The sequence below is a fragment of the Nocardioides guangzhouensis genome (genome assembly GCF_004519545.1).
In the GTDB taxonomy this organism is placed as follows: domain Bacteria; phylum Actinomycetota; class Actinomycetes; order Propionibacteriales; family Nocardioidaceae; genus Nocardioides; species Nocardioides guangzhouensis.
The window spans coordinates 100529-124347 of sequence record NZ_SDKM01000001.1 but is presented as its reverse complement, the minus strand read 5'-3'; the positions used below and the strand labels follow the sequence as shown (position 1 = coordinate 124347).

At 72.6% G+C, this 23819-nt stretch carries 19 protein-coding genes; 15 read left to right on the top strand and 4 right to left on the bottom strand.

Going from position 1 to position 23819, the window contains the following annotated elements:
- The first annotated feature begins 5 nt into the window (after positions 1 to 5).
- Genes mreC through rodA form a run of 4 tightly spaced genes read left to right on the top strand, consistent with a single transcriptional unit; the run spans position 6 to position 4718 of the window.
- Entirely contained in the window at positions 6 to 923 is a 918-nt protein-coding gene (mreC, locus tag EKO23_RS00595; RefSeq protein ID WP_134713007.1) for a rod shape-determining protein MreC, read from the top strand.
- Positions 920 to 1432, top strand: a complete 513-nt coding sequence (gene mreD / locus EKO23_RS00590) for a rod shape-determining protein MreD (RefSeq protein ID WP_134713005.1) — start codon at positions 920 to 922, stop codon at positions 1430 to 1432. The genes mreC and mreD overlap by 4 nt, the downstream gene beginning before the upstream one ends.
- A complete protein-coding gene (mrdA, locus tag EKO23_RS00585) occupies positions 1432 to 3555 on the top strand; it encodes a penicillin-binding protein 2 (protein ID WP_134713003.1) in 2124 nt (707 codons plus the stop codon). Before mreD ends, mrdA begins: the two co-directional genes overlap by 1 nt.
- Positions 3552 to 4718 (top strand): rod shape-determining protein RodA, encoded by a 1167-nt coding sequence (gene rodA / locus EKO23_RS00580; protein ID WP_246050827.1) that lies wholly within the window; start codon positions 3552 to 3554, stop codon positions 4716 to 4718. Before mrdA ends, rodA begins: the two co-directional genes overlap by 4 nt.
- A gap of 284 nt (positions 4719 to 5002) precedes the next feature.
- Here rodA and EKO23_RS00575 read toward each other — a convergent pair whose 3' ends face one another.
- A complete protein-coding gene (locus tag EKO23_RS00575; protein WP_134713001.1) occupies positions 5003 to 6127 on the bottom strand; it encodes a calcium:cation antiporter in 1125 nt (374 codons plus the stop codon).
- Positions 6128 to 6206: 79 nt separating this feature from the next.
- On the opposite strand from EKO23_RS00575, the gene EKO23_RS00570 reads away from it, so the two are divergent.
- The 3 genes from EKO23_RS00570 to EKO23_RS00560 are packed head-to-tail and all read left to right on the top strand — an operon-like array spanning position 6207 to position 10129.
- The gene (locus tag EKO23_RS00570) at positions 6207 to 7181 is read left to right on the top strand and encodes a hypothetical protein (RefSeq protein WP_134712999.1); all 975 of its coding nucleotides are present in this window, start codon (positions 6207 to 6209) and stop codon (positions 7179 to 7181) included.
- The gene (locus EKO23_RS00565; RefSeq protein WP_134712997.1) at positions 7181 to 8098 is read left to right on the top strand and encodes a TIGR03086 family metal-binding protein; all 918 of its coding nucleotides are present in this window, start codon (positions 7181 to 7183) and stop codon (positions 8096 to 8098) included. The genes EKO23_RS00570 and EKO23_RS00565 overlap by 1 nt, the downstream gene beginning before the upstream one ends.
- Before the next feature lie 48 nt (positions 8099 to 8146).
- On the top strand, positions 8147 to 10129 hold the full coding sequence (locus tag EKO23_RS00560; protein WP_134712995.1) for a TIGR03960 family B12-binding radical SAM protein: 1983 nt from the start codon (positions 8147 to 8149) through the stop codon (positions 10127 to 10129).
- Between the two features lie 354 nt (positions 10130 to 10483).
- Here EKO23_RS00560 and EKO23_RS26375 read toward each other — a convergent pair whose 3' ends face one another.
- Together EKO23_RS26375 and EKO23_RS25745 are read right to left on the bottom strand one after the other, a co-directional pair.
- Positions 10484 to 11461 (bottom strand): DUF4190 domain-containing protein, encoded by a 978-nt coding sequence (locus tag EKO23_RS26375; RefSeq protein ID WP_175582638.1) that lies wholly within the window; start codon positions 11459 to 11461, stop codon positions 10484 to 10486.
- 13 nt (positions 11462 to 11474) lie between these two features.
- A complete protein-coding gene (locus EKO23_RS25745) occupies positions 11475 to 12476 on the bottom strand; it encodes a hypothetical protein (RefSeq protein WP_134712993.1) in 1002 nt (333 codons plus the stop codon).
- Positions 12477 to 12637: 161 nt separating this feature from the next.
- Between EKO23_RS25745 and EKO23_RS00540 the strand changes: the two genes are divergently transcribed.
- The 3 genes from EKO23_RS00540 to EKO23_RS00530 all read left to right on the top strand — a co-directional run bounded on the left by EKO23_RS00540 (position 12638) and on the right by EKO23_RS00530 (position 18492).
- Positions 12638 to 13837, top strand: a complete 1200-nt coding sequence (locus EKO23_RS00540; protein WP_134712991.1) for a winged helix DNA-binding domain-containing protein — start codon at positions 12638 to 12640, stop codon at positions 13835 to 13837.
- Positions 13838 to 13855: 18 nt separating this feature from the next.
- Positions 13856 to 14566: a TIGR03936 family radical SAM-associated protein gene (locus EKO23_RS00535; protein ID WP_134712989.1), complete on the top strand. Its 711-nt coding sequence runs from the start codon at positions 13856 to 13858 to the stop codon at positions 14564 to 14566.
- 353 nt (positions 14567 to 14919) lie between these two features.
- A complete protein-coding gene (locus EKO23_RS00530) occupies positions 14920 to 18492 on the top strand; it encodes an Rne/Rng family ribonuclease (RefSeq protein ID WP_134712987.1) in 3573 nt (1190 codons plus the stop codon).
- Between the two features lie 318 nt (positions 18493 to 18810).
- Here EKO23_RS00530 and EKO23_RS00525 read toward each other — a convergent pair whose 3' ends face one another.
- Entirely contained in the window at positions 18811 to 19536 is a 726-nt protein-coding gene (locus EKO23_RS00525; RefSeq protein ID WP_134712985.1) for a tyrosine-protein phosphatase, read from the bottom strand.
- Positions 19537 to 19739: 203 nt separating this feature from the next.
- On the opposite strand from EKO23_RS00525, the gene rplU reads away from it, so the two are divergent.
- From rplU to EKO23_RS00500, 5 genes are all read left to right on the top strand, one after another.
- On the top strand, positions 19740 to 20048 hold the full coding sequence (gene rplU / locus EKO23_RS00520; protein WP_134712983.1) for a 50S ribosomal protein L21: 309 nt from the start codon (positions 19740 to 19742) through the stop codon (positions 20046 to 20048).
- Between the two features lie 37 nt (positions 20049 to 20085).
- Entirely contained in the window at positions 20086 to 20340 is a 255-nt protein-coding gene (gene rpmA / locus EKO23_RS00515) for a 50S ribosomal protein L27 (RefSeq protein WP_134712981.1), read from the top strand.
- Positions 20341 to 20437: 97 nt separating this feature from the next.
- Entirely contained in the window at positions 20438 to 22009 is a 1572-nt protein-coding gene (gene obgE / locus EKO23_RS00510) for a GTPase ObgE (RefSeq protein WP_134712979.1), read from the top strand.
- Positions 22006 to 23127 carry a glutamate 5-kinase gene (gene proB / locus EKO23_RS00505; protein ID WP_134712977.1) on the top strand — a complete coding sequence of 374 codons (1122 nt, stop codon included), beginning with the start codon at positions 22006 to 22008 and terminating at the stop codon, positions 23125 to 23127. Before obgE ends, proB begins: the two co-directional genes overlap by 4 nt.
- A 10-nt stretch (positions 23128 to 23137) precedes the next feature.
- Entirely contained in the window at positions 23138 to 23764 is a 627-nt protein-coding gene (locus tag EKO23_RS00500) for a nucleotidyltransferase domain-containing protein (RefSeq protein ID WP_134712975.1), read from the top strand.
- The last annotated feature ends 55 nt before the right edge of the window (positions 23765 to 23819 follow it).

The following is a 23819-nucleotide window of genomic DNA, read 5'->3' as shown; positions in this document are numbered from 1 at the left end:
GACTGATGGGGGAGAAGCGCTGGAAGAGCAAGGGGCGCCTCGAGGCGGGTGACCGCCCGAGGCGCTCGGTGCTGGTCGCCCTGGTGCTCGCGTCGGTCACCCTGATCACCCTCGACGCACGCGGAGGCAGCGACTCGCCGGTCGAGCCGGTACGCCGCGCCGTGGGGGAGGGGTTCGGCCCGGTGGAGAGCACCACGTCGGCGTTCGTGCGGCCGTTCACCGCCGTGCCGTCGTACTTCCGGTCCAAGGGTGACCTGCGCGAGGAGATCAATCGCCTCCAGACCGAGAACGCCGGGCTGCGCCGCGAGGTCGACACCGCCGACCTCGACCGCAACCGGCTCGCCGAGCTCGAGGGCCTGACCCGCACCGCCCGCTCTACCGGCTACTCGCTGGTCCCCGCGAACGTGATCGCGCTCGGGCCGCGGCAGTCGTTCTCGCACACCGTGACCATCGACGCCGGCACCAGCTCCGGCGTGCACGCGGACATGACCGTCCTCAACAACGACGGCCTGGTCGGCCGGGTGGTCCGCGCCACCCGCACCACCGCGACGGTGGTGCTCGTCGTCGACGCCGACTCCGTCGTGGGCGGGCGGCTGGGCTCGAGCATGGAGATCGGCGTGCTCCGCGGACGCGGCACCGGCACCCAGTCGCCGCTCGACCTCGAGCTGGTCGACGACTCCGTGGTCGCCGAGCCCGGCGACGTGGTGAGCACGTTCGGCAGCGACGGGGGCGCGCCGTACGTCTCGGGCATCCCGATCGGCAAGGTGACCGCGGTCTACAGCAGCCCGCGCGAGACCTCCCGCCGCGCGGTGGTCGAGCCACTGGTCGACTTCACCTCCCTCGACCTGGTCGGGGTGGTCGTGCCCGACGGCGCCCGGACCGGCCGCGGCGTGATCAAGGCGGACGGGGGTCACCATCGATGAGCCTGCTGCGCGCGCTGGTCGCGTTCTCCGTGGTCTGCCTGGCCGTGGTCCTCCAGGTCAGCCTGTTCCCGCACTTCGCGTGGGAGGGCGTCGTGCCCAACCTCGCCCTGCTGGTCGTGGTCGCGGCCGCGCTGGTCCGCGGCCCGCAGTTCGCCGCCGTCCTCGGCTTCGTCGCCGGTGTCGCGATCGACCTCGCCCCACCGGCCGACCACATCGCCGGCCGCTGGGCGCTGGCGCTCGTGGTCGTGGGGTACGTCGCCGGCCGGGTGCGGCAGGACCTCCGGCCCACGGCCGGATCGGTGGTGCTCACCGTGGCGGCGTCGTCGTTCGTCGGCACCTCCGTGTTCGCGCTGTCCGGGCTGGTGCTGCACGACCCCGTGGTCTCCGTGCCCGAGATGCTGCAGGTGATCCTGGTGGCGGTCGTGTGGGACGTGCTGCTCACGCCGTTCGTGCTGCCGCCGGTGATGGCCCTGTTCCGCCGGCTCCAGCCGGCCGAGGTCGCGTACTGATGGCCGTCACCCCGTCCGAGAAGAGCCGCCTGCGCCTGATCGTGGTGCAGGCGCTGGTCTTCTCGCTGTTCGCCACCCTCTTCGCGCGCCTGTGGTTCCTCCAGGTGGCCAGCGGCGAGGACTACCAGGCCAAGGCCGCCTCGCAGTCGATCCGCGAGATCGTCGTGCAGCCCGACCGCGGCCTGATCGTCGACGCGCAGGGGCGGCCACTGGTCGCCAACCGCAGCGCGTGGGTGGTCTCGGTCGACCGCACCGTCCTCGGCAAGCTCTCCGACGACGAGCAGCGCACGCTGGTCGGCCGCCTGGCCCGTGCGGTCGACCTGCGGCCGGCCGAGATCCGGTCCCGGCTGCTCAACTGCGGCGACGCCGGCGCGGTGTCCGGGAAGTGCTGGAACGGGTCGCCGTACCAGCCGATCCCGGTGGCCACCGACGTGCCGCAGAAGGTGGCGCTGCGGATCCTCGAGCAGGGGGAGGACTACCCGGCGGTGGTGGCGACCCAGCAGTCGCTGCGCTCCTACCCCGAGCCGTACGGCGTCAACGCGGCGCACCTGCTCGGCTACCTCAGCCCCATCACCGAGTCCGAGCTCGATGCCGCCGAGGCCGACAGCGACGTGTCCGTCAACGGCGCCTCGCAGGTCGGGCGGGCCGGCGTCGAGAAGTCCTACGACCGGTGGCTGCGCGGGATGCCCGGCTACCAGCGGGTCGCCGTCGACTCCATGGGCCGGGTGCTCGGGGAGGACAGCGCCGACACCGGCCGTCCCGGCGACACCCTGGTCACCTCCATCGACGCGAAGGTGCAGTCGGTGGTCGAGAAGCAGCTCGCGCAGACCATCAGGACCGCGCGGCAGACGATGGACCCGGTCACCGACCGGCACTACGTCGCCGACTCCGGCGCCGCCGTGGTCATGGAGGCGAGGACCGGGCGGATCGTCGCCATGGCCAGCCAGCCGACGTACGACCCGGGCGTGTGGGTGGGCGGCATCAGCAAGAAGCAGCTCGGCCGCCTCTACTCCGAGAAGGCCGGCACCCCGCTGCTGTCGCGGGCCACGCAGGGCCAGTTCGCGCCCGGCTCGACGTGGAAGCCGGTGATGACCGCGGGCGCGCTGACCCACGGCTACGGCCCGGACACCCGGCTGAACTGCTCGTCGGCGTTCCAGGTCGGCAACCGCGCGTTCAAGAACTACGAGTCCGGCGCCTACGGCTTCATCGGGTTCGACAAGGCGCTCGAGGTCTCGTGCAACACGTTCTTCTACCGGGTCGGCTACGACTACTGGCGCCGCTACGGCTCCGACGTCGACGACGTCAACGCCAAGGACCCGCTGGTCTCGGAGGCCAAGACGTTCGGCTTCGGCAAGGAGACCGGGATCGACCTCCCCGGCGAGGCATCGGGGAGGATCGCGGACCGCAAGTGGAAGCGGGCGTACTACGAGTCGCAGAAGGACTACTACTGCAAGCTCGCGAAGAAGCCGCCGAAGGACGCCTCGGACTTCCTCCGCCGGTTCTCGCGCGAGTTCTGCCTCGAGGGCTACGCCTACCGGGCCGGTGACGCGGTGAACTTCGCGATCGGGCAGGGCGACACGATCGTCACCCCGCTCCAGCTGGCCCGCGCGTACGCCGCGCTGTCCAACGGCGGCACCCTCTACGAGCCCCGCGTGGGCAAGGCGATCGTCGACCCCGAGGGCCGGCTGGTGAAGCGGATCAAGCCCAAGGTGCAGGCGAAGGTCGGGGTCCCGCAGACGGTGATCGACTACATCGACACCGCGCTGCAGGGCGTCACCCGGCAGGGCACGATGGCCTGGCGGATGGGCGGCTTCCCGCTCGACACCGTGACGATCCGGTCCAAGACCGGCTCGGCGGAGGTCTACGGCAAGCAGTCGACCTCGTGGGTCGCGTCGTACACCAGGGACTACGTCGTGGTGATGATGGTCAGCCAGGGCGGCACCGGCTCCGGCACCTCCGGGCCGGCGGTGCGCGCGATCTGGGAGTCGCTGTACGGCGTCGACGGCGAGCAGGTGGAGGCGGACCGGTCCGCGATCCCCGGCGTGGTCGCGGGCAAGGGGCTGCCCGTGTTCGCCGACGACGGCGCGATCCTGCCGCCCCGGCGCGGGAAGGACGCGTCGTGAGCCGCCGTGCCGCCGGGGTCGACTGGATCCTCATGCTGGCCTCGCTGGCGCTGGTCGCACTCGGCACGCTGCTGGTGTGGTCGGCGACCGCCCCCCGGGACTCGCTCACCGGCGGCGACCCCACGGCGTACCTCAAGAAGCAGCTGGTCAACGTGGCCATCGGCGTCGTGCTCATGGTGCTGGTGATGGCCACCGATCACCGCTGGGTACGGATCGTGGCTCCGCTGGTCTACGTGGCGTCCGTTGTCGGGCTGGTGCTGGTGCTGGTGATGGGCTCGACGATCAACGGCTCGCGGTCGTGGCTGATGCTCGGCGGGATGTCGATCCAGCCGTCGGAGTTCGCGAAGCTCGCGGTGGTCATCGGGATGGCGCTGCTGGTGGCCGAGCGCTCCGAGGGGTCCTGGCGACGCCAGGTCGGCACCGGTGACGTGGTGGGGATGCTCGCGATCGCCGGGCTGCCCGCCGTACTCATCCTGCTGCAGCCGGACCTCGGCACCATGCTGGTGCTGACCGCCACCGTGTTCGGCGTGCTCGCCACCTCGGGGGCGCCACGCCGCTGGCTGGGCGGGCTCGGTCTGGCGGGCATCGTCGCCGCCGCGGTCGCCGTCTCGGCCGGCGTTCTCAAGGACTACCAGGTCGACCGCTTCATGGCGTTCACGAACCCGGCTCTCGACCCGCGCGGCGCCGGCTACAACGTCGAGCAGGCCCGGATCGCGGTCGGCAACGGCGGGGTCTTCGGGCAGGGGCTCTTCCACGGCTCGCAGACCCGGGCCGGCTTCGTGCCCGAGCAGCACACCGACTTCATCTTCACCGTCGCCGGCGAGGAGCTCGGCCTGGTCGGCGCCGGCATCCTGATCGGCCTGCTTGCCATCGTGATCTGGCGCGCGCTGGTGATCGCGACCCGCGCGCAGGACATGTTCGGCCGGGTCGCCGCCGCCGGCATCGCCTGCTGGTTCGGCTTCCAGGCCTTCCAGAACATCGGCATGTGCCTGGGGATCATGCCGGTCACCGGCGTCCCGCTCCCGTTCGTCTCGTACGGCGGCTCCTCGATGTTCGCCGGCATGCTCGCGCTCGGCCTGCTCCAGAACATCCACCTGCGTTCCGCCGCCACCCTCCCCACCCGGTTCACCAACGCCAGCCCCCGGATCCTCGTCCCCCGCTGACCCCACCCCGCCGAAGTGCCCACAATTGCGCTCCCAAGGGCCCCGTCTTGATGGCCGAGGGGCCAGAAGTTGCGCGTCGAGCGGCCAGGAACTGCGCGCCATCGCAACAGCTGGCCACTGGGTGCGCAAGACGTGACCGCTCGTGCAAGACCGGGCAGCTCCGGCATCAAGACCGGGCACCTCGGGCATCAAGACCGGGCACCTCGGGCGTCAAGACCGGGCACCTCGGGCATCAAGACCGGGCACCTCGGGCATCAAGACCGGGCACCTCGGCGGGGGAGGGGTCAGGGGAAGATGGAGAGGAAGAGGAAGGCGGCGAAGAGGACCAGGTGCACGATGCCCTGGAGGGCCTTGGCCCGGCCCTGGACGACGGTGAGCACGGCGACGATGACCGAGAGCGCGAGCAGCACGACGTGGGTCTGCTCGAGGCCGAGCTCGAGCGGACCGTCGATCCAGATCATCGCGATCGCGATGGTCGGCACCGTCAGGCCGATCGAGGCCATCGCCGAGCCGTAGGCCAGGTTGAGGCTGATCTGGACCCGGTCCCGGGAGGCGTTGCGGATCGCGGCGATCGACTCGGGCGCCAGCACCATGAGCGCGATCACGACACCGACCACGGCGTATGGCAGGTCGAGCGCCCTTACGGCGTCCTCGATGGTCGGCGAGAGCAGCTTGGCCAGCCCGACCACCGAGACCAGGGCAGCGAGCAGCAGGGCGAGGCTGCGCCACGCGACCGCCGCGGACGGCGGGTCGGCGTGGTCGTCGCCGTCCTCGTCGAGGACGCCGGTCATCCGGCCGTACTCGTCCGCCGACACCGGCAGGAAGAAGTCGCGGTGCTGGCCGGTCTGGGTGAGCACGAACGAGACGTACAGCGTGGCCGAGGCGATCGCGGCAAACGCCAGCTGCGAGGCGGAGTAGGTCCGCCCCTCGCCGGAGGTGGTGTAGCTCGGGAGCACCAGCGTGAGGCCAGCCAGGGCGACCACGGTCGAGAGGGCGCTCCCGGTGCCGGTGGGGTTGAAGCTGACCAGGCGGTGCTTGAGGGCGCCCACCAGCAGCGAGGCGCCGACGATGCCGTTGAGCGTGATCATCACCGCCGCGAAGACCGTGTCGCGGGCGTAGGTGCTGGTGCTCTCGCTGCCGCTGGTCATCAGCATCACGATCAGCCCGACCTCGATGACCGTGACCGCGACCGCGAGGATCAGGGAGCCGTACGGCTCGCCGACCCGGTGCGCGATGACCTCGGCGTGGTGCACCGCGGAGAGCACCGCGCCGACGAGCAGCGCGGCCAGCACCGTGAGGACGATCGGGTCGGACGGGTGCAGGCTCCACATGCTCAGCAGGGCCACCAGCGCGACCAGCGGGACCACCGTGGCCCAGGAGAGAAGTGAACGGCCCCCGGTCACGGTCATGGCCCCACCCTAGGGGGCCGGGGGTGGTCGGCCCGCACGGGCCATGGCGCCCGGACGGCCGCGGTGCCACGGTGGAGGAGTGGCAGGGGAGATCCTGCTGGACGCCGTCGAGCGCGTCGCGCTGGCAGGGCACGAGGGCAAGTCGGGTGCCGGCCTGGAGCGGGTGCGGCTCGCGGACGGGCGCGCCCTCGTGGTGAAGCGGTTCACCCCGCAGAGCGACCTGACGCTGGCGCTGACCGGCGGCGACGTCGGCTGGGAGCACGTGCTCTGGCACACCGGTGCGCTCGCCCGGCTCCCGGAAGGGGTCGGGCACGCGATCGTCGACACCTGGGTCGAGGACGGTACGACAGTCGTGGCGATGCGCGACCTCGGCCACCGGGTCCTCACCTGGGGACGGCACCTGAGCAGCGCCGAGTGCCGGTGGGCGCTGGGACGGGTCGCCGCCCTGCACCGCGCCTACCTCGGGCACGCTCCGTCCGGGCTGGCGCCACTGGAACGGGTCCTGGCCCTGTTCGCGCCGCGGACGATGGCGCCCGTCGACCGCGAGCGCAACCCGCTGGTCGGCCTCGCGCTGCGCGGCTGGGAGCTCTTCCCCGACTGCGTCCCCGCCGACGTGGCCGACCCGGTCCTGGCGTTGCTGGACGACCTGGCGCCGCTGGCCCGCGCCCTGGCCGCGCGGCCGGTGACGCTGGCGCACGGCGACCTCGCGACCGTCAACATGGCGTTCGAGGAGGAGAAGCTGGTGCTGCTCGACTGGGCGATGCCCTGCGCGGCGCCGGGCGCCCTCGACGTCGCCCGGTTCGTGGCCGGATGCTCCTCGGTCATCGAGCCGAGCCGCGAGGAGGTGCTGGCGACGTACGCCCACGCCGCCGGCCCGGCGTACGACGAGCAGGCGATGCGGCTGGCCCTGCTCGCCGCCCTCGTGTGGCTGGGCTGGAACAAGGCGCTGGACATCGTGGACAACCCGGACCCCGCGGTCCGGGCTCGGGAACGGGCGGACCTCGACTGGTGGGTCCGCGAGGCACGCATCACGCTCGAGAGCGGAGCACTCTGATGGACCTGAACACGCTGTACCACCGGACGGTCGAGAGCTGGGCCGACCGGGTCAACGCCGTACCCGCCGACGCCTGGGACGCGCCCACCCCGTGCACCGAGTGGACCGTCCGTGACCTCGCGAACCACGTCGCCGGCGAGGACCTGTGGACCACGCCCCTGATGCGCGGCAGCACGATCGCGGACGTGGGGGACCGCTTCGACGGCGACCTGCTCGGTGAGGAGCCGATCCGGCGCGCGCTCGACGCGGCGTGGGAAGCCAAGGAGACCGTCGCGCAGACGCTGCCGCAGCACGGCACCGTCCACCTGTCGTACGGCGACGAGAAGGCCGACGAGTACGTCCTCCAGCTCGCCGCCGACCACCTGATCCACGGGTGGGACATCGCGGTGGCGACCGGGGGAGACCCGCGCCTCGACCCGCACCTGGTGACCGAGGTGGCGGCGTGGTTCGCCGAGCGGGAGGACCTCTACCGCCAGGCCGGCGCGATCGCGGCGCGCCCGCCGGCCGAGGCCGACCCGCAGTCCCGGCTGCTCGCGGCGTTCGGGCGCGACCCGCACTGGGGCCCGAACCACGCCTGCCTGACCCGCTTCGGCAAGGCCACCGCCCGGCACGACGTCGACGCGATGATGGCCGAGATGACCGACGACTGCGTGTTCGAGTCGACCGGTCCGGCCCCGGACGGGGTCCGCCACGAGGGCGCCGGTGCGGTGCGTGAGCAGTGGATCCGGCTGTTCACGGGCTCACCCGACGCGAAGTTCACGGAAGAGGACACCTTCCACTGCGGCGACCGGGCGACCAGTCGGTGGCGCTACGACTGGATCGACGAGGACGGCACGGAAGGCCACGTCCGCGGCGTCGACGTGCTCCGGTTCCGGGACGGGCTGATCTGCGAGAAGTTCTCGTACGTCAAGGGCTGACGTAACCTTGGGGGTCGTCCTTCCCCCCGATCACACCGAGGTGCAGCAGTGTCCGCGGGTCTCGACCACCGTGCCCCCGAGTCCGTCTTCGCACGCCTGGAGCCGCGCCTGCCGGGCGTCTCCAAGCCGATCCAGTACGTCGGCGGCGAGCTCAACTCCACGGTCAAGGACTGGGACTGCGCGCCCGAGGGGCCGACGGTCCGCTGGGCGCTGATGTACCCCGACGCCTACGAGGTCGGCCTGCCCAACCAGGGCGTCGCGATCCTCTACGAGGTGCTCAACGAACGGGACTGGATCGTCGCCGAGCGCACGTACGCCGTGTGGCCGGACATGGAGCAGGTCATGCGCACGGGCGACGCACAGGGCCCGATCCCGCAGTTCACCGTCGACAGCCACCGCCCGGTGCGTGCCTTCGACGTCTTCGGCCTGAGCTTCTCCACCGAGCTCGGCTACACCAACATGCTCACCGCGCTCGACCTCGCCGGCATCCCGCTGCACGCGGTCGACCGCACCGACGAGGACCCGATCGTGCTGGCCGGCGGCCACGCCGCGTTCAACCCCGAGCCGGTCGCGGACTTCCTCGACGCCGCCGTGCTCGGCGACGGCGAGGAGATCGTGCTCGCGATCTCCGAGGTGATCCGCGAGTGGCGGGCGGAGGGCGAGCCCGGCGGCCGCGACGAGGTGCTGCGCCGGCTGGCGGCGAGCGGCGGGGTCTACGTCCCGAAGTTCTACGACGTCGCGTACGCCGACGACGGCGCGATCGAGGGCGTCGTACCCAACCGTCCGGGCGTGCCCGCCCGGGTCACCAAGCACACGTTGATGGACCTCGACGCCTGGCCGTACCCCGCGAAGCCGCTGGTCCCGCTCGCGGAGACCGTGCACGAGCGGTTCAGCGTCGAGATCTTCCGCGGCTGCACCCGCGGCTGCCGCTTCTGCCAGGCCGGCATGATCACGCGGCCGGTGCGCGAGAGGTCGATCGAGACCATCGGCAACATGGTCGAGAACGGCATCCGCAAGTCCGGCTTCGAGGAGGTCGGCCTGCTCTCCCTCTCGAGCGCCGACCACACCGAGATCGGCGACATCGCCTCCGGGCTGGCCGACCGCTACGAGGGCTCCAACGTCTCGCTGTCGCTGCCGTCGACCCGGGTGGACGCCTTCAACATCACGCTGGCCAACGAGTTCTCCCGCAACGGCCGCCGCTCCGGCCTGACCTTCGCGCCCGAGGGCGGCTCCGAGCGCATGCGCAAGGTGATCAACAAGATGGTCACCGAGGAGGACCTGATCCGCACGGTCGCCACGGCGTACTCCCACGGCTGGCGGCAGGTGAAGCTCTACTTCATGTGCGGCCTGCCCACCGAGACCGACGACGACGTGCTCGCGATCGCGGACCTGGCCAAGAAGGTGATCGCCAAGGGCCGTGAGGTCTCCGGCCGCAACGACATCCGCTGCACGGTCTCCATCGGCGGCTTCGTGCCCAAGCCGCACACGCCGTTCCAGTGGGCCGCGCAGCTCGACCACGAGACCACGGACGAGCGGCTGCGCAAGCTCCGAGACACGGTGCGCGAGGACAAGCGCTTCGGCCGCGCGATCGGTTTCCGCTACCACGACGGCAAGCCCGGGATCATCGAGGGACTGCTCTCCCGCGGCGACCGCCGGGTCGGCCGGATCATCGAGGAGGTGTGGCGCGACGGCGGCCGCTTCGACGGCTGGAGCGAGCACTTCTCCTACGACCGCTGGATGGAGGCCGCCGGGCGCGGCCTGGCCGGCACCGGCATCGACCTCGACTGGTTCACCACCCGCGAGAGGGAGTACGACGAGGTGCTGCCCTGGGACCACCTCGACTCCGGCCTCGACAAGGACTGGCTGTGGGCCGACTGGGAGGACGCCCTCGCCGCCGCCGACGGTGCCGACATCGAGGTCGAGGACTGCCGCTGGACCCCGTGCTACGACTGCGGCGTGTGCCCGGAGATGAACACCGAGATCCAGATCGGCCCGACCGGCCGCAAGCTGCTCCCGCTGTCGGTCGTCTGAGACGGCCCTCCGGGTGGCCGGGCGTCGTTCGGCCGCCATTGCAGCCCGAGTGCATGGTCCGGGCGCTGCGCCATGTCATACGGGTGCAATTGCAGGGTTGTGACAGTCCGGCACGGCGCCGGGCATGTCGTACGGCTGCAATTGCGGGCTCGGGACAGTTCCAACGGTCCCCGACGTGTCATACGGCTGCAATTGCGGGGTTGTGACAGTTCCAACGGTCCAGGACGTGTCATACGGCTGCAATTGCGGGGTTGTGACAGTTCCAACGGTCCAGGACGTGTCATACGGCTGCAATTGCGGGGTTGTGACAGGGCGCCGACCCCGAGCGCCCGTCCAATGGCGGCCGTTGGACGCTCAGCCGACCGGCTCGGTGAGCTTCGAGCCGTCGTTCGGCTCGACGATGCACACGAACTTGTCGCCGCGCTGCGGGGGCACGTCCTCGGCGATCGCCTGCCAGCGGAAGCCGTCGAGGTCCGCGTCGCCCTCGTAGACCGACTCGCAGAACGTCTGCTCGCCCTGGAGCAGGTTCGCCATGTTCTCCTCGTCGAGGGTGCCGACGGCGACGACCTCGGCGTCGTGGGACTCGGTGCAGTCCCTCTTCATCAGCGTGACCTCGTTGTCCGAGGTGGTGTCCGTGTCGACGCACTGGCCGACCTGCGCGGTGTCGACGGTGACGAACTGGTCGACGAAGTACTTGAGGCCGAGACCGCCGGCCACGAACGCCGCGAGCCACACGAAGCCGAGCACGATCGCGGTCACCGCCATCCAGCGGCCCTTGGTGCCGTCGCGGCGGATCTGGCGCAGACCGATCCCCGCGCACACCCAGCCCGGCACCACGAGGCCGCACGGGGTCAGGTTGAGCACGAACGCCACGATCGAGGTGCCGTTGGTGCCTCGCTTCGCGTCGTTGCCGCCCTGCCAGGCGCCGTACTGGCCGCCCTGCGGGTAGGGCTGACCGTAGCCCGGCTGGCCGTAGGGCTGCTGCCCGTAGCCCGGCTGACCGGGCTGGCCGTAGCCGGGCTGACCGTAGGGCTGCTGGCCCGACGCCGGCTGCCCGTAGTCGCCGTACGCCGGCGGCTGGTCGCTCGTGCGGCCGTACTCCTGGTGCGTCGGGGGCGGCGGGTACGACGGGGGCTGCTGGCCGGAGCCCGGCTGCCCGGGAGGCTGTCCGGAGGGCTGGCCGGGGGTGGGCTGGCCGGCGATACGGGTCCGGTCGTCCTCGGCCCCGTTGCCGGAACCGTTGCCGGAACCGTTGCCGGAACCGTTGCCGGAACCGTTGCCGTCGCCGGAGCCGTCGTTGCCCGAGCCGGGCCAGGAGGGCGGTTGCGTCATCGGGAGCAGCCTCTCAGAGCGCGGAGTCGGTGAGCGGGTCGCCGTCGCTGTTGCGGATGAAGCAGACCACCTGGTCGCCCTCCGCCGGGCTGTCGCTGCCCACCAGCGGCCGCACCTCGTTGCCGTCGGACTCCAGGTCGTCGAGCGTGGTGCTGGAGGGCAGCTCGTCGACACACTTCGACCCGGCCGCGTCCAGGCTGAAGTCGTCGGCCTCGTCCCCGCTCACGTCGTACGTCGCGAACACCTCGGCGTCGTGGTCCTTGCCGCAGTCGATGGTCTCGATGTCGCCGATCGAGTCGCTCGCGCCGGCGATGTCGGAGCTGACCAGGCAGTCGCCCTCGGACAGGTCGTCCACCGCCACCCCGGCAGCCGAGTCGCCGCCGGTGAGCGCCAGCGCGGCAACTACGCCACCCACCACGAGCAGGATCGCCACCACCGCGATCACCGGGACCAGCCACTTCTTCCGCGGCTTCTGCTGCTGCGGCTGGGCGTACTGCTGCTGTGCCCACTGCTGCCCGCTCTGGCCGTACTGCTGCTGCGGCGCCTGGTGGCCCTGCCACACGGGCTGCTGCGGGGGATTCTGCTGCGGGTACGGGCTCTGCTGGTAGGGGTTGTGCTGCTGCGGGGGCTGGCCGTAGGGGTTCTGCCCGGGCGGCGGGCCGTAGGGGCCTTGCTGGTAGGGGTTCTGCTGCGGCTGGCCGTAGGGGTTCGGCCCCGCCGGCGGGCCGTAGGGGTTCTGCCCGTACTGGCCTCCCTGCTGCCCGGGGTACGGGCCGGGTTGTCCGCCCTGCCCCGGCTGACCGCGATACGGCTGCCCCGGCTGGCCGCCGTACGGCTGGCCCTGCTGCGGCCCGGGGCTGCCCGCCTGCTCGCCCGGTCGGCCCTGCTGGCCCTGCTGGCCCTGCTGGCTCTGCTGTTGACCCCGCTGCTCGCCCGGCTGGTCGCCGCCCTTGTACCGGGTCGGCTCGTCCCCGCCCTGCTCGGGCGATCCGGGGTACGGCGGCTGGTTCGACATCTTCACTGACCTTCCGAGGTGGATCGGGCGACCGCACGCGCGGCAATGCGGTCGCAGACTATCCGAACGGTGCCCCCGTCCGGGGCACAAGAAACGCACCGCCCGGAACCGCTCCCGGCGGGGTCGCGCAGGCTGTCGGTGCTGCCGGGCATGATGCCCTCGTGCGCCACGTCGGAGACCAGGAACGTCGCGACCGGATCGCCCTCCGGCACGGGATCGCGCCCGCCCACCGGCTCGAGGACGCTGTCGCCGCCACCCGCGCGATGACCGTGCTGCACGCGACCGAGCCGCCGACGGTCTACCTCTCGGTGGCACAGCGGGTGGAGGGGATCAAGGTCTCCGACATCGACGCGGCACTCTTCGACGACCGGTCGCTGGTCCGCCAGCTCGCGATGCGCCGCACGCTCTTCGTCTTCCCGCGCGACCTGCTCCCCGCGGCGTGGGGGAGCGCGTCGGCCCGGGTCGCCGGCCAGGAGCGTCGCAAGATCGCCCGGGACGCCGCCGCCTCCGGCCTCGCCGCCGCCCACGCGGGCGACGGGGAGGCGTGGCTGGAGGCCGCCTGTGCGGCGGTGCTCGCCGTGCTCGAGGGCGAGGATCGGGGGCTCACGACCACCGAGGTGCGCGCCCGGGTGCCCGAGGTCGCCGGCACGGTCTCCGTCGCGCCCGGCACCAAGTGGGGCGGCGACGTGCCGATCGCGCCCCGGGTGCTCACGCTGCTCGGCGTCTCCGGTGCCATCGTCCGCGGCGGCAACGACGGCCACTGGCGGGTCAGCCGGCACCTGTGGACGCCGATGGACCGCTGGCTGGGCGCCGGCGCCCAGCCGCTGCCGGAGGACGAGGGGTACGCCGAGCTGGTGCGGCGCTGGCTGGCCACGTTCGGGCCCGGCACGATCCGCGACCTCCAGTGGTGGCTCGGCTCCACCGTGGGCGCGGTGAAGAAGGCGCTGGCCACCCTGGGCGCGGTCGAGGTGTCGCTGGACGGCGGCGCAACCGGCTGGCTGCTGCCCGACGACCTCGACGGCACCCCCGCGGTCGAGCCGTGGGCGGCGCTGCTGCCGGTGCTCGACCCGACCACAATGGGGTGGAAGGAGCGCGACTTCTACCTCGAGCCCCGCCACACGCCCTACCTCTTCGACAGCAACGGCAACGGCGGCACCACCGCCTGGTGGGACGGCCGGGTGGTGGGCTGCTGGGTCCAGGACGACGACGCGGTCGTGCAGGTGGTGCTCCGCGAGGACGTCGGCGCTGACGGCCGGGCCGCGCTCGACGTGGAGGCGGAGCGGCTCACGGCCTGGCTCGACGGGGTGCGGATCTCCACCGTCTACTCCTCCCATCAGATGAAATCGGCGCTGCTGCCCTGACGCCGTTATCGTTCCGGCGTGTCTCCCCGTGAACAGCCCGAGCAGCAGGCGCCCCCGGTCCAGCGGCTGCGGATCCGCTACGCCAAGCGCGGCAGGCTCCGCTTCACCAGCCACCGCGACTTCAGCCGGGCGTTCGAACGGGCCGTGTTCCGGGCCCGGGTGCCGATGGCGTACTCCTCCGGCTTCAACCCGCACCCCCGCATCTCCTACGCCGGCGCGGCGCCGACCGGGTCGGCCAGCGAGGCGGAGTACCTCGAGATCGCGCTCGCCGAGGTGGTCGACCCGGCGGACATCCACGCCAGCCTCGCCGAGGCGCTCCCCGACGGGCTCGACGTGCTCGAGGTGGTCGAGTCGCCCGGCGGGTCGCTGGCCGACCTGCTCGAGGCGAGCCGCTGGCAGATCGAGGTACCCGCGCCGTACGACGACGTCGCGGCCGCCGTCGGCGCCTTCCTCGACGCGCCCGGGATCGAGGTGCAGCGGATGACCAAGAAGGGGCTGCGCAGCTTCGACTGCCGGGCCGCCGTGGTCTCGATGACCGCCGAGCCGCACGAGCGCGGGGCCCGGGTGGACGTGGTCGTGCGCCACGGCGTACCCGCGGTCCGGCCCGACGACGTGCTCTCGGGCATGGCCGAGGTGGCGGGTCTGGAACCCGGCGACGGGGTCCTGCTGACCCGGCTCGCACAGGGCCGGCTGACCCCCGAGGGAACGGTGTCGGACCCGCTGGCCTGACCTGGGAGTGGCGTGATTTCGGGCACCGTGTGCGATACTCGCCGACAGGTCACCGTGCTGCGGCCGTCCCTGACAGGCTCGTCCGCGCCACACCGACCCGACGACGTTCTCGCCGAGACCATGACGGTCCGGCACGGTGAGGCCCAGGGTCTCGCACCAGACCGCGACGCGGCCCCTGTGTCGGTGACAGCGACACAGATCCGGCCCGGCGACCGCGGTAGGTGACGAACCCGGGGTGCACTGACGCCATGCGGAGGGCTCGTCGCCACACGAAGGCTTAGCGTCGCCGCCCATGGGCGGACGGCGTCGGACAGCGCAGGTCCCCGAAGGCGGCCGGCGCGTAGGAGAGCACCATGCTCGACGACGACACCACCACGACGTCGCAGGACGTCACCACCGACACCCCGGCCGAACCAGCCTCGCAGCCGGCCGACACGCCGGCCGGCGGCGAGACGCCCGCCGAGGGCAGTGCGGACGCCCCGCCGGCGAAGAGGGCGGCGAAGAAGGCGGCGAAGAAGGCGGCCGCGAAGAAGGCCCCGGGCAAGAAGGCGGCCGCGAAGAAGACCACCGCCAAGAAGGCCGCCGCCCCGGCCGAGACCCCGGCCGGCCTCGCCGCCGAAGCCGGCGAGGCTTCGGCGGAGACCCCGGCAGCTGCGGCCGTCGCGGACGCCACCGAGGGCGAGGCGGCGCCGAAGAACAAGACCGCCAGGAAGGCCCCGGCCAAGAAGGCGGCCGCGAAGAAGACCGCGAAGACGCCCGCCGATGCCGCGAGCGACACCGTGGCCGAGGCCGTGGAGGCCCCTGCCGCCGCGGAGCCGGCCGCGGAGACCCCGTCCGCAGCCCCGGCGGCGGCCCTGCTCTTCCAGGCGCCCGACGTGGCCGCCGCACCCGCCCGCCGTACCCGCAAGGCCGCGGCTGCGGAGACCTCCGACGAGGCTGCCGGTGACGCGGCCGGTGACACCGCCGGTGACGCGACGGGCCGATCCTCGGCGAAGACCGGCAAGGGCTCCGGCAAGGGCTCCGGCAAGGGGCCCGGGAAGGGGTCCCCGAAGGCCGCCGCGGACGAGGCGACGGACACCGACACCGAGACCGTCGACGAGTCCGGACGCGACCAGCGGTCGGGCCAGAGGGGCGGTCGCGGCCAGCGTCGCGACCAGGACGACCGGGCCGGGACCGCCGACGACGCCGCGGACGACAGCGCGGACGAGTCGGCCGACGCCGAAGAGGGCGAGGGCGACACCGACGGCGAGGGTGGCGGTCCGCGCCGCCGCCGCCGTCGCGGAGGTCGTCGCCGCCGCCGGTCCGGCGACAACGACAACGGCGACGCCTCCGAGGGCGACGACGCCGAGGCCGCCGACGACTCCGGCGAGGTCGCGGACCAGGGCGACCAGGGCGACGACCAGTCCGGCGAGTCCACCAGCAGCCGGCGCCGCCGGCGCCGCCGCCGGGCGGGCGAGGACGGCGGCGACGCCGGGGACGACCCGGCCAACACCGTCACCCGGGTCCGCAAGGTCCGCAACGCCGAGGACGAGATCACCGCGGTCAGCGGCTCCACGCGCCTCGAGGCGAAGAAGCAGCGCCGCCGCGAGGGCCGCGAGGCCGGCCGCCGTCGGGCCCCGATCGTCAGCGAGGCCGAGTTCCTCGCCCGCCGCGAGGCGGTGGACCGGGTCATGGTCATCCGCCAGCGCGAGGACCTGATCCAGATCGGCGTGCTCGAGGACAAGGTGCTCGTCGAGCACTACGTCAGCCGGGAGTCGCAGACCTCGCTCATCGGCAACGTGTACGTAGGCCGCGTCCAGAACGTCCTCCCCTCGATGGAGGCGGCGTTCATCGACATCGGCAAGGGCCGCAACGCGGTGCTGTACGCCGGCGAGGTCAACTGGTCGGCGCTGGGCCACAAGGACGGCTCCCCGCGCAAGATCGAGTCGGTGCTGTCCAGCGGCCAGTCCGTGCTGGTCCAGGTCACCAAGGACCCGGTCGGGCACAAGGGCGCCCGCCTGACCAGCCAGATCAGCCTGGCCGGTCGCTTCCTGGTGTACGTCCCGGACGGCACCACCAGCGGTATCTCCCGCAAGCTGCCCGACACCGAGCGCACCCGCCTGAAGACGTTGCTCAAGGAGATCGTCCCCGACACCGCCGGCGTGATCGTGCGCACCGCGGCCGAGGGCGCCTCGGAGGACGAGCTCACCCGCGACGTCGAGCGACTCAAGGCGCGCTGGGAGGACATCGAGGCCAAGGCGAAGTCCGGCGGGGCACCGAAGCTGCTGTACGGCGAGCCCGACCTCACCCTCAAGGTCGTCCGCGACCTCTTCACCGAGGACTTCAGCAAGCTGGTCATCGAGGGCGCCGACGCCTGGGACACCGTGCAGGGCTACGTCTCCCACGTCGCGCCGGACCTCGAGGACCGCCTCGAGCGCTTCGAGCGCACCGAGAACGGCGGCGACGTGTTCGCGACGTACCGCATCGACGAGCAGATCGCCAAGGGCCTCGACCGCAAGGTGTGGCTGCCGTCGGGCGGTTCGCTGATCATCGACCGCACCGAGGCGATGACCGTCGTCGACGTCAACACCGGCAAGTTCACCGGCTCCGGCGGCAACCTCGAGGAGACGGTCACCAAGAACAACCTCGAGGCCGCGGAGGAGATCGTCCGCCAGCTCCGGCTGCGCGACATCGGCGGCATCATCGTCGTCGACTTCATCGACATGGTGCTCGAGTCGAACCGCGACCTCGTGCTGCGCCGCCTCGTCGAGTGCCTCGGCCGCGACCGGACCCGGCACCAGGTCGCCGAGGTCACCTCGCTCGGCCTCGTGCAGATGACCCGGAAGCGGATCGGTACCGGTCTGCTCGAGGCGTTCAGCGAGAACTGCGAGCACTGCCAGGGCCGCGGCCTGATCGTGCACGACATGCCCGTCGAACCGAAGAAGACCGACGACGACGGGCGCCGGGGCGGTGCGCGCCGCAGCCGCGGCGGCCGCGGTCGTGGCTCCGACGAGTCGTCGTCGAACGGCGGCACCGGCGGCACCGGCGGCACTGCGACCAAGTCGCCGTCGCCGAAGGACGTCGCTGCGGTGGCCAAGGCGGAGAACGCCGACAAGGCGGCCGCCGGCGAGGAGCCGACCGGCGAGACCGCCGACGTGGCGACGCCCGAGCCGGCCACCGCGACCTCTACCGAGACCAGCGCCGAGACGAGCGCCGACACGACTGGCGGGACGGCTGCGGCCGACGACACCGCTGGTGCTCCGGATGACGGCGAGCGCCGCCCGTCCCGCTCGCGGTCGCGGCGTTCGGCCTCCCGTCGGGGTGGCGCCGCGCGCCCGGCCGAGCAGGACCAGGCGGACCAGGCGGACCGGTCGGACCAGTCGGACCAGGCGGACCGGTCCGGTCGGGAGACCGACCAGGAGCCGGGGTCCGCGGATTCCTCCGAGCCCGCCGACGTCGCTCCGGCCGCCGAGGCCGAGCAGGTGACCGAGACCCCGGCCGAGACGCCGGCCGAGACGCGAGCCGAGACGCCGGCCGAGACGCGAGCCGAGACGCCGGCCGAGACGCGGTCCGAGGCTGCTTCCGAGACGTCGACGGAGTCCCTGGCCGGGCCCGAGGCGGCGACCGCGCCCGAGGCAGCGGAGGAGGCTCCTGCCGAGCCGATGGCCCCGGCCGCTCCTCCGGAGCCGCCCAAGGTGATCACCCGTACCCGCCGCCGCAGCGCCAGCCGCCCAGCGGGCCCGCCGAGCTCGGCCAGCGCTCCGGAGGCGACCGGCGACGTACCCATCCCGTCCCTCGCCGAGGCCGCGCCCCCGGCCGGCTCCGGGCAGCCCCCGGCGGACGGCCTGGTCGAGCCCGGCACCGTCGACGTCGAGCCCGCGGTGGCGCCCGAGCACCACCCCGAGCTGCACGTGCCGATCAAGAAGAAGGGCTCACGCAAGCGCTGACCGGCGTACGGCCGCCCGTGCCGCCGTACGGCGGTCCGGGCCGCCCGGACCGCCGGCGCCGCCGTCACGCGGCCGCAATCGCGGCCGTATGACACGGCGCGGGCCGGCCGACCTGTCACAACCGCGCGATAGCAGCCGTATGACACGTCGAGCTCAGGTGGACGTGTCACAACCCTGCAATTGCAGCCGTATGACGTTGCGCGGGGACGACGGACGTGCCACAACCGCGCAATTGCGGCCGTGTGACAGTGCGCGGGCCGGCCGACCTGTCACAACCCTGCAATTGCAGCCGTACGACGGCGCGGGGGCCGCACCGTCTCAGGCGCGGTCGAGCGTCCCACGCCAGGTCTGCAGCGCCTCCCGGTCGGCGGAGGTGATCCCACCGTCGTCGAGGACCCGGTCGAGGTCGAGGCCGGTCTGGGCGTCGCGGAACGCCTGCTCGGTGGAGGTGCCGAACTGCGCGCACAGCTCCGCGATCTGGTCCTCGGCCTCGTTGCGGTTGGCGGTGGCGGCGCGCGGGTCGCCGACCCGGACCGTCTCGAGGTAGTCGTCGACGATCGCGTCGGGCTCGACACCGGCCGCGGTGAGCAGGACCAGCGACATCAGGCCGGTGCGGTCCCGGCCGCCCATGCAGTGCATCAGCACGCCACCGGGCGGCGCGGAGACGACCGCCGAGACCGCGGCGACGGTCCGTTCGGGCATGGCGGCGAGGTGGGGGAGGTAGTACATCGCGGTCCCGACCAGTCCGTTCTCCCAGAAGTCGGCCCAGAACCCCGCGTTCTCGAGCCCGTCGTGGTCGACGTGCACCGCGTGCACCCAGTCCGGCCGGGGCGTGGCATCGCGGTCGCGCTCGACCTGCTGCCGGAGGTCGACGACGGTGCGGATCCCGGCGTCGTGGACCTGCTCCCAACCCTGCCTGGTGAGGTGGTCGACGTTCTCGGAGCGGAAGAACACGCCCGCGGGGGTCTCGCCACCGCCCAGGCGGGGGAGGCCGCCGAGGTCGCGGGCGTTGTGGAGGCCGTCGGCGCGGAGGGTCCGGTCCATGCCGGAGACCGTAGCGGGCGGCGGTCACCCGTTTTGCGGTGCGGGCGGCGGATCCGTACTATTGACCCTCGGTGTGCATCCGCGCACCCATCCTGCTGGCCCTCCACCCGCCGTACGCCGGTTCCCCGGCGCCGCGAGCGTGCGAGCGAGAGCTGCAGGGCAGAGGCTTGTGACGCAGTAGAGATTCGACGAAGGAGACCGCGGTGTACGCGATCGTGCGCGCTGGCGCCACCCAGCAGAAGGTTGCCGTGGGCGACGTCATCGAGATCGACAAGGTCGAGACCGGGGTCGGCGAGTCGGTGACCCTTCCGGTGGTGCTCGTCGTCGACGGCGAGAAGGTCACCTCCGACGCCAAGAAGCTCGGCAAGGCGTCCGTGACGGTTGAGGTCCTCGGTGCCACGAAGGGCCCGAAGATCGTCATCCAGAAGTACAAGAACAAGACCGGCTACAAGAAGCGCCAGGGTCACCGCCAGAAGTACACCCAGGTCAAGGTCACCGACATCTCCCTCTGAGCCCTGCTCACAGGATCCACCCCGAAGGACTGAACTCATGGCACACAAGAAGGGCGCCGCGTCCACCAAGAACGGTCGCGACTCCAACGCGCAGCGGCTCGGCGTGAAGCGTTTCGGCGGCCAGACCGTCAACGCCGGCGAGATCATCGTGCGCCAGCGGGGCACCCACTTCCACCCGGGCAGCGGCGTCGGCCGCGGCGGTGACGACACCCTGTTCGCCCTGGTCGGCGGCGCGGTCGAGTTCGGTCGCAAGCGCGGCCGTCGTGTCGTCAACATCGTCCCGGGCGAGTGACCCGGCGCGTCTGACACCAGAACCTCATCGAAGGGCGTCCCGAGAAGCCGGGACGCCCTTCGTGTCATTGAGACCCCTGCACCGGAAGAGAGCACCCATGGCCGTCCCCACCTTCGTCGACCGGGTCACGCTGCACGTCGCAGCGGGCCGCGGTGGCAACGGCGTGGCCTCGGTGCACCGTGAGAAGTTCAAGCCCCTCGGCGGACCCGACGGTGGGAACGGCGGCCCCGGCGGCTCGGTGATCCTGCGGGTCGACCCCGACGTGACGACGCTGGTCGACTACCACCACAGCCCGAAGCGCCGCGCCGAGCACGGCGGCCACGGCGCCGGCGGCCACCGCAACGGCTCGCACGGCTCCGACCTGGTGCTGCCGGTCCCCGACGGCACCGTGGTCGCCGACGGTCGCGGCACCGTCCTCGCCGACCTGGTCGGCCCCGGCACCGAGCTGGTCGTCGCCCAGGGCGGCCGGGGCGGCCTCGGCAACGCCGCACTGGCCTCGGCCAAGCGCAAGGCCCCCGGCTTCGCGCTGCTGGGGGAGCCCGGCGACGAGCTCGACGTGGTGCTCGAGCTCAAGGTGGTCGCCGACATCGGCCTGGTCGGCTTCCCCAGCGCCGGCAAGTCCTCGCTGATCGCCGCGATCTCCCGGGCCCGGCCCAAGATCGCCGACTACCCGTTCACCACCCTGGTCCCGAACCTCGGCGTGGTCCGCGCCGGCGACGTGACCTTCACGGTCGCCGACGTGCCCGGCCTGATCGAGGGCGCGGCCGAGGGCCGCGGTCTCGGCCACGACTTCCTGCGCCACATCGAGCGCTGTGCCGCGATCGTGCACGTCGTCGACACCGCCACCATCGAGCCGGGCCGCAACCCGGTCGAAGACCTCGACATCATCGAGTCCGAGCTCGCCCGGTACGGCGGCCTGGAGGACCGGCCGCGGCTGGTCGCGCTGAACAAGGTGGACGTGCCCGACGGTCGCGACATCGCGTCGTTCGTCGTCGACGAGCTCCGCGAGCGCGGGATGCGGGTGTTCGAGGTCTCCGCGGCGTCCGGCGAGGGCCTGCGCGAGCTGACCTTCGCGATGGCCGAGATCGTCACCGCAGCCCGGGCCGCGCGTCCGGTGGCCGAGGCGCAGCGCATCGTGATCCGCCCGCCGGCCGCCACCGGCGGCGCCGAGTTCACCGTCAAGGAGACCGGCGAGGGCTGGCGCGTGCGCGGCGAGAAGCCCGAGCGCTGGGTCCGGCAGACCGACTTCAGCAACGACGAGGCGGTGGGCTTCCTGGCCGACCGGCTCAACCGGCTCGGCGTCGAGGAGAAGCTGCTGGCGCTCGGCGCGGTCGAGGGCGACACCGTCCTGATCGGGCACCCCGACAACGCGGTCGTCTTCGACTTCCGTCCCGGCATCGACGCCGGCGCGGAGATGCTCGGCCGCCGCGGCGAGGACCAGCGCTTCGACGAGTCCCGTCCTGCCGCCCAGCGCCGACGCAGGATCGACGAGGCGATGGACGAGCGGAGCGAGACCGAGACGCGTGCCGACGTGGCGCGACGGCTGGACCGGCCGGAGACCTACGGCCCCACGTCGTACGAGATCGGCGGCGAGGACGACCCCGACTGGCGCGAGGACGACCCCGGCCAGGTCGGGACGGGCGACGAGCCTGGCGACGGCCGGGCATGAGCACGGAGGCGGGCCTGCGCGCCGAGGTGACCGGCGCGCGCCGGATCGTGGTGAAGGTGGGCTCGTCGTCGCTGACGACCGCGGAGGGCGGCATCGACCCGGCCCGGGTCCGCCGGCTGGTCGAGGTGCTCGCCGCCGTCCGCGCCCGCGGCGCCGAGGTCGTGCTGGTCTCCTCCGGTGCCATCGCCGCCGGCCTCGCGCCGCTGGGCCTGGCCCGTCGTCCGCGCGCGCTCGCGGCCCAGCAGGCGGCCGCGTCGGTCGGCCAGGGGCTGCTCGTGCACCGCTACACCGAGGAGCTCGCGCGGCACGGGGTGACCGCCGGCCAGGTGCTGCTCACCGTCGACGACGTCACCCGGCGCTCGCACTACCGCAACGCCTACCAGACCTTCGCCAAGCTGCTCGAGCTCGGCGTGCTCCCGATCGTCAACGAGAACGACACCGTTGCCACCTCCGAGATCCGGTTCGGCGACAACGACCGGCTGGCCGCGCTGGTCGCGCACCTCGTCCACGCCGACCTGCTGGTGCTGCTCTCCGACGTCGACGGCCTGTACGACGGGCACCCGGCGCGGGAGGGCGCCCGGATCATCCCGGCCGTCGTGAGCTCCGAGGACCTGGCCCACATCGAGGTGGGTGCCGGCGGCGCGCTGGGCACCGGCGGCATGCGGACCAAGGTCGACGCGGCCCGGATCGCGACCGGTGCCGGCATCCCGGTGGTGCTCACCGCCGCCGACCAGGCCTCCAGCGCGCTCGCCGGGGACCCGGTCGGCACCCTGTTCCACCCGACGGGCAAGCGCCGCCCGACCCGGCTGCTGTGGCTGGCGCACGCCACCGAGCCGCTGGGCACGCTGGTGCTCGACGCCGGCGCCGTACGCGCGGTCACCGAGCGCCGGGCGTCGCTGCTGGCGGCCGGCGTCACCGGGGTCACCGGCTCGTTCGTCGCCGGCGACCCGGTCGACCTCGTCGACCCCAACGGGGTACCGGTGGCCCGGGGGCTGGTGAACTTCGACGCCGAGGAGATCCCCGACCTGTTCGGGCGCACCTCGCACGACCTCAAGCGCGAGCTGGGGGCGGCGTACCAGCGTGAAGTGGTGCACCGCGACGACCTCGTCCTGCTCTAATGCACGTGTGATGGACGAGGCGGAGTTCGAGCGGCTCTACGGACCCTGGGACCCGCTCGACCCGGCCGGGGCGCAGGAGTTCCTCGCGGACTTCCCGGGACCGTGGTGGGTCGTGGGGGGCTGGGCGGTCGAGGCCTTCAGCGGTGTCCGCCGCAGGCACCACGACGTCGATGTCGCGATCTTCACGTACGACCTGCCTGCGTTGCTCGATCTGGTGGGCGACCGGTACGACGTCTGGAGCGTCTGCAGCGGGTCGCTGCGCCCGATCAACGAGACCTGGCCCGAGCCACACCCGGACGCGGGCCAGGTGTGGCTGCGCGAACATGCCCAGGCCCCCTGGGTGGCGGACATCCTCATCAACGAGGACCGGGACGGCCGGTGGGTGTCCCGCCGCGAGGAGTGGTCCGCGCCGCTGGACGAGGTCACGTGGATCGCGGACGACGGCATCCGCTACCAGAACCCCGAGGTCGTCCTGCACCACAAGGCCCTGGGCAACGAGGAGCGTGACCGGGCCGACCGGGACGCCGCCTGGCCGCTCCTCGACAACCGGCAGCGCGGGTGGCTGCGGGAGGCCGTGGAGAGGGTGTACGGCGCCGGGCACCCGTGGCTGGCCTGGATGGACCAGCGGAGCACGTGACGCACGCGACGTGAAACATTTGGCCGGTCCCGACCACCCCGCCGTACGCTGGACG

What these genes read in the sequence shown, in the direction of transcription:
- mreC (WP_134713007.1), top strand. Translation starts at nt 6, where the DNA reads ATGGGGGAGAAGCGCTGGAAGAGCAAGGGGCGCCTCGAGGCGGGTGAC.
- mrdA (WP_134713003.1), top strand. Translation starts at nt 1,432, where the DNA reads ATGGCCGTCACCCCGTCCGAGAAGAGCCGCCTGCGCCTGATCGTGGTG.
- EKO23_RS26375 (WP_175582638.1), bottom strand. Translation starts at nt 11,461, where the DNA reads ATGACGCAACCGCCCTCCTGGCCCGGCTCGGGCAACGACGGCTCCGGC.
- proB (WP_134712977.1), top strand. Translation starts at nt 22,006, where the DNA reads ATGAGCACGGAGGCGGGCCTGCGCGCCGAGGTGACCGGCGCGCGCCGG.
- EKO23_RS00565 (WP_134712997.1), top strand. Translation starts at nt 7,181, where the DNA reads ATGGACCTGAACACGCTGTACCACCGGACGGTCGAGAGCTGGGCCGAC.
- EKO23_RS00500 (WP_134712975.1), top strand. Translation starts at nt 23,138, where the DNA reads ATGGACGAGGCGGAGTTCGAGCGGCTCTACGGACCCTGGGACCCGCTC.
- EKO23_RS00525 (WP_134712985.1), bottom strand. Translation starts at nt 19,536, where the DNA reads ATGGACCGGACCCTCCGCGCCGACGGCCTCCACAACGCCCGCGACCTC.
- EKO23_RS00530 (WP_134712987.1), top strand. Translation starts at nt 14,920, where the DNA reads ATGCTCGACGACGACACCACCACGACGTCGCAGGACGTCACCACCGAC.
- mreD (WP_134713005.1), top strand. Translation starts at nt 920, where the DNA reads ATGAGCCTGCTGCGCGCGCTGGTCGCGTTCTCCGTGGTCTGCCTGGCC.
- EKO23_RS25745 (WP_134712993.1), bottom strand. Translation starts at nt 12,476, where the DNA reads ATGTCGAACCAGCCGCCGTACCCCGGATCGCCCGAGCAGGGCGGGGAC.
- EKO23_RS00575 (WP_134713001.1), bottom strand. Translation starts at nt 6,127, where the DNA reads ATGACCGTGACCGGGGGCCGTTCACTTCTCTCCTGGGCCACGGTGGTC.
- obgE (WP_134712979.1), top strand. Translation starts at nt 20,438, where the DNA reads ATGGCCGTCCCCACCTTCGTCGACCGGGTCACGCTGCACGTCGCAGCG.
- rpmA (WP_134712981.1), top strand. Translation starts at nt 20,086, where the DNA reads ATGGCACACAAGAAGGGCGCCGCGTCCACCAAGAACGGTCGCGACTCC.